9 protein-coding genes are annotated in these 9,921 nt (G+C 50.6%); 5 read left to right on the top strand and 4 right to left on the bottom strand.

Going from position 1 to position 9,921, the window contains the following annotated elements:
• Nucleotides 1–70 precede the first annotated feature (70 nt).
• From gshB to CWB99_RS07975, 3 genes are all read left to right on the top strand, one after another.
• Complete coding sequence (gshB, locus tag CWB99_RS07965) at nucleotides 71–1,117, top strand: glutathione synthase (RefSeq protein ID WP_125778864.1); 1,047 nt, start codon at nucleotides 71–73, stop codon at nucleotides 1,115–1,117.
• On the top strand, nucleotides 1,107–3,086 hold the full coding sequence (locus tag CWB99_RS07970) for a flavohemoglobin expression-modulating QEGLA motif protein (RefSeq protein WP_138550384.1): 1,980 nt from the start codon (nucleotides 1,107–1,109) through the stop codon (nucleotides 3,084–3,086). The genes gshB and CWB99_RS07970 overlap by 11 nt, the downstream gene beginning before the upstream one ends.
• 69 nt (nucleotides 3,087–3,155) lie before the next feature.
• Nucleotides 3,156–3,950, top strand: coding sequence for a hypothetical protein (locus CWB99_RS07975; protein ID WP_138550385.1), 795 nt, complete (start codon nucleotides 3,156–3,158; stop codon nucleotides 3,948–3,950).
• Here the strand turns inward: CWB99_RS07975 and CWB99_RS07980 are convergent.
• The 4 genes from CWB99_RS07980 to yaaA all read right to left on the bottom strand — a co-directional run bounded on the left by CWB99_RS07980 (nucleotide 3,928) and on the right by yaaA (nucleotide 8,145).
• Nucleotides 3,928–5,103, bottom strand: coding sequence for an MFS transporter (locus CWB99_RS07980; protein WP_138550386.1), 1,176 nt, complete (start codon nucleotides 5,101–5,103; stop codon nucleotides 3,928–3,930). The genes CWB99_RS07975 and CWB99_RS07980 overlap by 23 nt on opposite strands.
• Before the next feature lie 3 nt (nucleotides 5,104–5,106).
• Nucleotides 5,107–6,885: a hypothetical protein gene (locus CWB99_RS07985; protein ID WP_138550387.1), complete on the bottom strand. Its 1,779-nt coding sequence runs from the start codon at nucleotides 6,883–6,885 to the stop codon at nucleotides 5,107–5,109.
• Nucleotides 6,886–7,119: 234 nt separating this feature from the next.
• Entirely contained in the window at nucleotides 7,120–7,365 is a 246-nt protein-coding gene (locus CWB99_RS07990) for a hypothetical protein (protein WP_138550388.1), read from the bottom strand.
• Entirely contained in the window at nucleotides 7,366–8,145 is a 780-nt protein-coding gene (gene yaaA / locus CWB99_RS07995; RefSeq protein ID WP_138550389.1) for a peroxide stress protein YaaA, read from the bottom strand.
• A 299-nt stretch (nucleotides 8,146–8,444) separates the two neighbouring features.
• Here yaaA and tal point away from each other — a divergent pair, with 299 nt between their 5' ends.
• Nucleotides 8,445–9,395: a transaldolase gene (tal, locus tag CWB99_RS08000; protein ID WP_138550390.1), complete on the top strand. Its 951-nt coding sequence runs from the start codon at nucleotides 8,445–8,447 to the stop codon at nucleotides 9,393–9,395.
• 312 nt (nucleotides 9,396–9,707) lie between these two features.
• Nucleotides 9,708–9,899, top strand: coding sequence for a DUF3545 family protein (locus CWB99_RS08005; protein ID WP_125557981.1), 192 nt, complete (start codon nucleotides 9,708–9,710; stop codon nucleotides 9,897–9,899).
• The last annotated feature ends 22 nt before the right edge of the window (nucleotides 9,900–9,921 follow it).

The following is a 9,921-nucleotide window of genomic DNA, read 5'->3' on the forward strand; positions in this document are numbered from 1 at the left end:
CGCGAGCTAAGCACTGCTTTTGTCGTTATAGTCGCCAAAAATAAGCCTGATTAAGTGATCTATTCCGACAGTGAAAATTTGTTTTATTATGTACCCGTGGGAGCGGGTTGACGCCGAGAACGACAGTACCCTGCGCCTGATCCACGAAGCAGTGTCGCGCAATCACATTGTTGCCATTACCACAGTCAATGCCCTGACCATACGCGACAGCGTCGCCAGCGCGTTTTGCGACGTATTCGTTAAGCAGGACAAGGTCTCCGACAACTTCGTCAGTTTTTACAACAAAGCCCAGTTTAAACGTACTCAGTTACCGCTGGCCGGGTTTGATGTGATTTTTATGCGCGCCAATCCGCCGCTCGATACCCTGGCCATGAACTTTCTAGATTCTGTGCGCGACGATACCTTCATCGTGAACGACATCGATGGGCTGCGAATTGCTAACAATAAGCTGTATACCGCGTCCTTTCAGGGCACCGCGAGTGAGTTTATACCGGCCACCCATGTATCCAAAAACAAAGAGTACCTGGAGCGGATCTTCGCCGAGTCCAGCTGCGACAAAATGATCCTCAAGCCACTCGATGGCTACGGTGGCCGCGGTGTCATTGTGCTGGAGAAAAGCGCCAAGCAAAGTTTCAGCTCCCTGCTGGAGTTTTATATTGGTGGCGATGAGTCTGGCAAAGGCAGCAATTATGTGATTTTGCAGGAGTATGTGCCCGGCGCTGCAGAGGGCGATGTACGGATCCTGATGCTCAATGGCGAGCCCATTGGAGCGATGAAACGCATTCCGGCCAGCAATGAAGTACGCGCCAATGTGCATGCCGGTGGCAAAGTGGTTAAACACAAACTGACCGCGCAGGAGCAGGCGCTGTGCAAGCACATTGGCCCTAAACTGGTACGCGATGGCCTGTACTTTGTTGGCATTGATGTGATTGGCGGCAAGCTGATTGAAGTGAATGTGCTCAGTCCGGGCGGGATCTCTCGCATCAATCGTCTGAACCGCACCCGTTTGCAGGTACAGGTGATCGACTTTGTTGAAAGTGTGGTGCATGCCAAAGAGCTGGTAAACCATCGTAAAAATGCATTTCGTCAGGTAATTGAAGATGCCCATGCAGTCTGAACAAGCGCTGGTCGCGGCCCTTGCCGCCCAGCAACCCTTTGAAGGGGAAGTGGCCGGCGGTGCCGTGTATTTGCACATCCGCGAATATGTGCCTTATGTGGCAACAGCCGTCCATGCCGGGAGCCGCTTGCGGACCTCCTTGCACGGCAATATGGCGCTGAGCGAACAGGCCCGTTTTGAAGAGGAAGATCCCCACACCGGCGAGCTGATTGATGCCATGCCGATTGTGTTGATAGCCCGTGACTCCCGTTACGAGTACGATCTCAATCGTGCCCCGCAGCAGGCCATTTATACCCAGGCGTGGGGCAAAGAAGTCTGGCAACAGCAGCCCGACGGCACCGAGCGCGATCTCAGTCTGTCTAAACATGCGGCCTACTATCAGGTGCTTAAGCTGGTACTGGATACACTGGAGAAAAAATTCGCTGCCTGTCTGGTGTTCGACATTCACAGCTATAACTGGCAGGTTCGCCAGTATGACTTTGCGCCCGACTTTAACTTGGGGACCGCTCAGCTTGATGCACTGCGCTGGCGTCCGGTGTTTAATACCCTCAGGCAACAGCTGTGCCGCAAGAAGTTTCAGGGCGCGCCGCTGAGCTTTGCGGAGAACAGCGTATTTCAGGGTGACGGCTATCAGGCCACGTTTATCACTAAAACATATAAAAACACCCTGATCCTGCCGCTGGAAGTGCGTAAGTTCTTTATGGACGAGCTGACCGGGGAGCTCTACCCGCTGGTGTTCGAAAAGCTCAAGCGCAATTTGCATATTGCCCTGACCCAGACCGCGCGGTTTTTTATTAAACGCTATTGCTCCAAAGCAATGGTGCAGTTTAACCATGTTCAGCAACATATAGACCCGGCCATCAAGGTAGTCGATCTGGCGCTGTATAAACTGGCCCGCAACCTGGACACTCTGCATTATGTCAACCCAACGAACATTGCTCAGGAAAAACGCCGTTTCTTTAACAAAAGCCATTACCGGCCCCAGTTTAAGTATCGTCCGCTGCGCATGGATCCCTATGAATTTAAAGAGCAACTCTATCGCTTGCCCGTGGCGGACATCGGCGATCCGCTGATCAAAGACATTTATCGCAAGCTGATTGATAACTTTGCCACTAAAATTGACGTGATCACTCAGGTCGGCAAAGAGCAGTTTTTATATAACTCGCTGCGTTACTATGGTGAACCCAGTGTTGATGACATCGCCAATGCGCGCTTTATCATTCATGCCACAGAGCCACAGCCGGCGGCCCCAAAAACCATTAATGCCGAGCAGGCGCTGGGCCGGTTTGAGCAGGCCATTGCACAAATGCAGCTGCCCTGTAAGGTGAGCCTGTCCACTAAGCTGGTGGCAAAAGCCATGGTGGATAATGGCAAGAAAACCCTGCTGGTTAACAGCACGGCGATGTTCTCTGAGCTGGATGTTCGGGCGCTGATAGAGCATGAAATTGGTGTACACCTGCTCACCACGCTCAATGCCGAGCAACAGCCGCTGCACCTGCTGCGTCTGGGGCTGCCGGGTAATACCTATACCCAGGAAGGCCTGGCGATTTTCCGTGAGTTCCAGTCGGGGAATATCAACCTGATGCGCCTGAAAACCCTGGCGCTGCGGGTGCTGGCGGTAGATAAAATGGTCAAAGGTGAGCAGTTTTATCAGGTGTATGAGTTTTTGCGTGATACCAGTTATCTGGGCAGCGCCGAGGCGTTTGGCCTGACGACGCGAGTGTTCCGCGGTGGCGGATTTACTAAAGACCATTTATATCTGAAAGGCTTCAGAGACGTGGTGAAGCTGTCGCAGCAGCGCTCGCTGGATAATCTTTATCTGGGCAAAACCGGGCTGGCACAACTGGATGCCATTGATATGCTGGTTGAACGTCAGTTACTGGATAAACCGGCCTACCTGCCGGATTATAGCCGTGACCCAGAACACCCGGATGCGATCCTCAGCTATCTGATCAGCTGTATAAAATAAGCCAACGGCTTTTATCTTGTCAGACACGGGGTTACACTGCATACAGTACTCACTGATGCAGGAACCCCGATGCTCACAGCACAACAAGTCACCGATCTGGAAGTGTATCTGGCCCATTTACGCCTGAAGATTGACCCCGCACTGGCACAAAAGTACCCTACTTTTGCTGGCAAGCGTTATCCGCTCGGGCGCTGCAAAGAAGTCCGCAATGCCATCCAGGATCTGCTCAAAGCCGAGCTGGCAAAAGAACCCGTTGCGGCACCACTACAACCGCTCAAAGCCCTGCTAGACAGCGGCCTGACGCTCGAGCCGGTATGGGGCTCGCTGCGCGATGAGTATTTTCAGAATGCGCTGGTGGCCGGACCCTGGTACCTGGATGCAGCCAACGATACCGTCAACCCCAATAAACCCCGGGTCGAGATCCGCTTACTCGCAGAATCTGGGTTTGGTGCCATTACCAGCTTTGAACAGTTCGTTAAAATCGCTCGCAGCTACTGGGAGGTCGACGTCTATCGTAATGAGATTTTCCCTGCACTGGCGCCATTTATGCCTTTGGTGTGTGTGAGCCATACCGGTGTCAGCTGGTTTGCCGCCGCCAACGACGACATGCTGCTGCTGGCACGCGACAGTGCCTTTGAGTTGGTCGAGCGGGTGCTGCCCACTTTGCCTGCACCGCCACCGGCACTCATCGACAAATGGCACAGCGCCGCGGCCAGTGTTGATATGCCCAGCCAGCTGTTAAAAGCACAAACACACAGTGCTCAGGCCATGTGCCAGCACTACCGCAGCGAGGGCAAACATCAGGATATCCTGTTTCGCGATGAAGTGGTGCTGGCCTACCTCAGCCTGCCGGTAAACGTGTAGGCGTGACACTGCCTCTGGACAGCACAAGGGTGGCTATTAAAGCGGCCACCACCACAGGTATGCTCCACAGATTAAGCGTCTGCCAGCCCATCGTCGCTTCCAAAAATCCAGCACTCAGTGAGGATGCCACCACCATGCTGAAAACCAGAAACTCATTGCAGGCTTGTGCCTTGGCACGCTCCTGCGGCGCATACGTCTGACTGACCAATTGCGTGGCGCTGATGAACATAAAGTTCCAGCCTACACCAAGGGCAAATAAGGCCAGTAAAAAATGCCAGTGACTCACGCCCAGCAGGTTAATACCAGCACTGGCCAGATACAACACACAGCCCAACAGGATCATGACTCTGGCACCATAACGTTCAATGAGTTTGCCAGTAAAGAATGACGGCAGAAACATGCCCAGTACATGCCACTCAATCACCAGCGCAGAATCCGCCAGATCAAATCCATGACGATGCATAGCCAGCGGCGTCGCCGTCATCAAAAAGTTCATCACGGAATAACTGATCATGGCCACCAGCACCGCCAGCTGAAACTGCTTCTGTGCCACGATTTCTTTCAGGGTCCGGGCGGGTGCTTCAGTGGTATGTGGATCCACCTCCGTAAAGCGTACACACTGCAACAGCAATAAGGCGAGCACATACAAGCCACTGAGTGCCACAAAGGAATTGGCATAATTCAATGCCGGGTACACCTCGTTCACCCAAACGGCCAGGTTCGGCCCCAAAACTGCTGCGACGACACCACTGGCCATAATGATCGAAATGGCCGTGGCGGGCTTATCACTCGCTTCTATGGCAGCAAATCGATACAAGGTGGCAAACCCAATACCGATTCCAATCAAAGTGGTCGCCACACAAAACAGGGCAAAATGGCTTTCTCTGAGCGCCCAGACACCCAGCAAGGTGCCGCTGATCCCGACCAGATTACCCAGTGAGAAGCCCAGTCTACGACCGGTTTTAGCCATGATCAGCGAGGCCGGAATCGTCGCCATCAATAACCCAGCCATCTGCATAGCTACAGGCAAAGTGGTCAGGGCGGCCGACGGGCTGAGCAGCTGCCCCACCAGCGCAGAGATGGTCACCAGCAGAATATTTCCTGTGGTGATCAGGCCCTGACAGCAGGCCAGCAGCAGGACATTTTTATTCATCGCTTACTCTGAGGCACCTTCGTTGTCTGCTGCTGTGCTCTCGGCCTTCTTTAAACGCTCAAGATAACTGGCAATAAATTCTTCGTACTGTTTTTGCATTTGTGCGATGTTGATATCCACTTCACTGTGCCAGCTTTGGCCCAGATCTGACGTACTCACTATCTGCCCCTGATCACACAAAAAGTAAAGGGTGTTTTGCGACGTTAGCTCAGGTAATAAAGTGTGGCAGTTTGCTTTAAGCGGGCCCTGCTGTTGCCAGCCACTGGCCTGGTCAGTACCTGGTTTCAGCGTGATAATTTTGTGGGTACGTTTGGTCTGAGTGGCCGACTTCTGCAAACTGGTACTCACCAAAGTACCATCAGATAACACCGCCGCCAGACTCATGTCATGTTTATTGTAACTCAACAAAGTACTGCCACGTTGAATTTTCTGCCAGCTCTGGCCATGATCAAAGCTCACCAAGGGATCGCCATAACCATCCCATTGACTTACCTCTACGCCCAACAAAACGCCACTCTTCAGTTGAGTAAAGCGCTTAAATGACTTGTATTTTTTAGCTTGCCATTGTTGTAATGCCACATCATACCAATACAGTTTATTGTCGTTGATAATCTTCAAGTTGCCGGCTTGGTCAAAAAACGCGAATAGGCCACCGTTTTGTACCCAAAATGTTTGACCTTGCTTCTTTTTGAATTGCCCAATTTGCTGCCACTGTTCAGCAGCGCTGCCAAACTTGTAGATGGTATGTAGCTTGTCTGAGCTTGTTAAAGCATATCCAACCTGCGAATGAGTCCCCATCCAAACAATCGCCTCTTTGGCACTGACGGGCGCATGATTCGTCCAGCCTTCTGGTGTTTTTTCAAATAATTGACCACGTTCACTTCCCACCAATAACTGACCGTTTAGTTCCATCGCTGACAGAAGTTCGCTGTCTGTCGGTAAATTATACTGCTGCCACCTTCGATCAGAAACGAGCCTGAGCTGACCAAACTTTGCAAGTACTGCGTTATAATCGGCCCCCTTGATCGAGACCGCTTTATTTCCGTATGCATTATCTCGCGACAGCGCCCCCAATGAATCTCTGATGGGATCGAGGATATCTTGCTGCCACCCTAGCGGATTAGAGAAATCAACCGACATACTCAGATTAGCATAATGCTCGCGAACAAACGTTCCCAGCTCCGTCGAGGTTTTAAGCCGCGTGACATAGGCTTTTTGTTTTGAAGATTGACTCCAGAAGCTGTCATTTTTAATGTTCAGTAGTGGCTGAAATACCACAGAGCCCAGATCAGTAAAGCGACCTTTTGCCACCTTAAATTCCCCAGCAGAGGAAAGAACTGGCATACTGACCCATGACACCACATTACCGTCGTTATGGTAGCTATACAGCTGCACGATGGCATAGTCACCCTCTGGAACCGCACCGACAAAAACCTGACTGGATTCAGTACCATGTGACCTTGCACTCAGTGTATAAACATCGGGATCCCAGTCAACCTTGTCTTCATCGATTGGCTTGCCCTTTGCCTTAGTTTTTGCCTTTGCAATGGCTGCCTGCTTGAGTGCTTGTTGGTTATCCAGACGGACAACTATCACTTCCCCCCACTCTCGGTGCCATGGTGCCAAGCGCTCAGTGTTATTGATCACTTGCACTGCAATGACGCCCTGACCCGCAGCAAGAGGTTGATCTGCACTGATACGCGTTTGCTTTATCGACGTTGTATTACAGGCACTCAGTAATAAAACGCTTAGGATGGTTAAAAGAAGGGATAGATGCTTCATCGCTATTCCTGTTTATTATATTTGAGACATTCAATTGTCGTTGATTTTTAGCAGTCTATTATGCCATAGCAATTGAACAAGGTAATGGTAAGTTGTATAAATTTTGGTTACGTGCAGGTTAAAGTCCAGCGCTTCGGTAGGTGAAGGTGTTAAAGGCATATTTTGCGATATGCCCCAGAAAACCTGAGCGTTTGCTCAGCTTGCGCTAACCAGATCAATGTTCGGGTAACCAAGTCACTCAGCAGGCGCACTCACACGACACTGATTCGCCTGTTCATAACAACGCTGAATGCACCGTGCCTGAAGCGGATCGGCGCTGACATAGTCATCCTGACAGCGCTGCACACAGGCACGCTCATTATGCTCACATGTAAGGACGATGCCACCCCCATGGGTACTGAGCTGACCCTGACAGCCAGTCAACAGCCCAAGGAATGCAATCAAAACTAATCCTTTAGCCACCATGGTTAAAACTTCCACTTAGTTTTGCTCAGCGCGCAAAAACACCGGCTCACTGGCTTTTTGAGTGGCTTCTTCACTGTAGTAGTAGCCCGCCACATCAAACGCTTTTAATGCCTCCGGCGACTCGACCTGGTTGTCCAGAATGTAGCGCGCCATCATGCCGCGGGCTTTTTTGGCATAGAAACTGATGACCTTGAACTGACCATTTTTGCAGTCTTTGAACACCGGCGAGATGATCTCGGCGTTCAGTGCCTTTTTGTCTACCGCTTTAAAGTATTCATTTGATGCCAGGTTGATCAACACCTGACTATTAGTCGCTTCCAGCGCTTCGTTGAGTTTGTCGGCAATGATACGGCCCCAGAATTCATAGAGGTTTTTACCGCGCGGATTATCCAGCTTAGTGCCCATTTCAAGGCGATACGCTTGCATCAGATCAAGCGGTTTCAGTACACCATAAAGGCCAGACAAAATACGCAAATGCTGCTGTGCATAGTCCAGTGTTGCGTCATCCATACTTGCCGCATCCAGGCCGGTGTACACATCGCCATTAAATGCCAGCACAGCCTGCTTGGCATTATCCGGGGTAAAAGGCTGCGCCCAGTCGGCAAAGCGCGCCGCATTCAGACCTGCCAGCTTGTCGCTGATCTTCATCAACGTGCCTATCTGTTGCGGTGATAAGTCACGACACACGTGGATCAATTCTTCACTGTGTGTGAGCAGTTCGGGCTGGGTAAAACGCGCGGTGTGCGCCGGAGTATCATAATCGAGATTTTTTGCCGGGGAAACGAGAGTGATCATGGCCTGCCTATTGACTTAACTATTGATAAATGTCAATTTCAACACTATCCCCCGGTGAGCGCAAGCGCAATATTCTGCGGGGGTTCGACACTGCTTGCCCAGTTGCTGGCAGACCAGCCTGTTTGCAGTTCGTCACACAGTTCTCCGACTGACGAAGTGCACCCGCATCCAGCATTCGGATTTTCTCGTGAAGCGACCTCGCAAATACGGACATATGACCTATTCACACAGGTCACGGTAATGCAACATAGGAAAAGTAGACTTTTTGACACGCTGCTATGAATTGGAATGAGGACAGCATGACTTCAGCATTAGATAGGCTAAAACAGCATTCATCTATCGTCGCCGACACCGGAGATATCGAGGCAATCCGTAAACACCAACCGGAAGATGCCACCACTAACCCGTCTCTGCTTTTAAAAGCAGCCGAGATGCCTGCTTATCAGGATTATCTGAAAGCGGCCTGGGATTACGCCAAAAGTCAGCATGACGACGCGGCACAACAACTGGAACTGGCTTGTGATTACTTTGCCGTGCTGATTGGTAAAGAGATCGCCAATATTGTACCTGGCTATATCTCAACCGAAGTCGATGCACGTTTATCGTTTGATACCGAAGCGACCATTGCCAAAGCACAGCAGTTACTGGCGCTGTATGAGCAGCTGGGTGTCAGCAAAGACAAGATTTTAATTAAAATCGCATCTACGTGGGAAGGCATTAAAGCCGCAGAAGCGCTGGAAAAGCAAGGCGTGAAGTGTAATCTGACTTTGCTATTCAGTCAGGCGCAGGCCCGTGCATGTGCCGATGCTAACGTGTTCCTGATCTCGCCATTTGTTGGCCGTATTCTGGACTGGCACGTCGCCAATGGCCTGGAAAAGCCGACCGATCCACTACAAGATCCAGGCGTACAGTCTGTACGCAGTATTTTTGAATTCTACAAACGTCATGGCTACAACACAGTTGTGATGGGTGCCAGCTTCCGTAACACCGGCGAGATTATCGCACTAACAGGCTGTGACAAGCTGACTATCAGCCCGGCACTGTTAGAAGAGCTAGGTGAGTTGCCTGCCACAGAGGACTACTTACTGGATAGCGATTATGAGGTTACAGCGAAGCCTGCACCATTAAGTGAAAGCGAATTCCGCTGGTTGCATAACCAGGATGCCATGGCCACTGAAAAGCTGGCTGAAGGTATTCGTTCATTTGCGGCAGCTCAGGAAACTCTGGAAGCGCGCTTTAAAGCCTTGTAAGCATATCGCTTCCAGCGCTCATCAACTATGCGAAAAACGCCACCTTATGTGGCGTTTTTTATTCCCTACGATTTATTTGTCTGGCTCATCGGCCCTCTACCCGCCAGCGCTTTGTTTTCCTGACTTGCGCATAACTTGAAGCAAATTTGAGCTTCATCAAACTGTCACCTGCTTTTAACCTGACGGACACATTTTTATTTTACTTTTCTCTTGTCTGTGGTATACCAGCATTACTTGAAGTGTGTTTTTCATTCAAATTGGGTAATGCGTAAACACAAATCTTTGAGGTTAGTACATCAATAGGAGAAATTCATGGATAGCCTAGACGATTTTATTTCAACACTAGAAAGTCCTGCACCAAAGAGAAGAACCTCATCTAAAGGCAAAAAAAGAAAGTGGCGTGAAATTGAAGCGCTGAAAGACAAACAACGCCTGCGTAAGGAATTGGAAGAACTGGACATATTCGCAGACAGCATCGATCTGGACGAGCTTGACTTTATTTAACGAAAAAGGCGCATTGAGCGCC

This window comes from Pseudoalteromonas rubra (assembly GCF_005887095.1).
GTDB lineage: Bacteria > Pseudomonadota > Gammaproteobacteria > Enterobacterales > Alteromonadaceae > Pseudoalteromonas > Pseudoalteromonas rubra_E.

Excerpts from the sequence above, each read along its gene's own strand:
- CWB99_RS07985 (WP_138550387.1), bottom strand. The coding sequence starts at position 6,885 with ATGAAGCATCTATCCCTTCTTTTAACCATCCTAAGCGTTTTATTACTG.
- CWB99_RS08005 (WP_125557981.1), top strand. The coding sequence starts at position 9,708 with ATGGATAGCCTAGACGATTTTATTTCAACACTAGAAAGTCCTGCACCA.
- CWB99_RS07980 (WP_138550386.1), bottom strand. The coding sequence starts at position 5,103 with ATGAATAAAAATGTCCTGCTGCTGGCCTGCTGTCAGGGCCTGATCACC.
- yaaA (WP_138550389.1), bottom strand. The coding sequence starts at position 8,145 with ATGATCACTCTCGTTTCCCCGGCAAAAAATCTCGATTATGATACTCCG.
- CWB99_RS07970 (WP_138550384.1), top strand. The coding sequence starts at position 1,107 with ATGCAGTCTGAACAAGCGCTGGTCGCGGCCCTTGCCGCCCAGCAACCC.
- tal (WP_138550390.1), top strand. The coding sequence starts at position 8,445 with ATGACTTCAGCATTAGATAGGCTAAAACAGCATTCATCTATCGTCGCC.
- CWB99_RS07975 (WP_138550385.1), top strand. The coding sequence starts at position 3,156 with ATGCTCACAGCACAACAAGTCACCGATCTGGAAGTGTATCTGGCCCAT.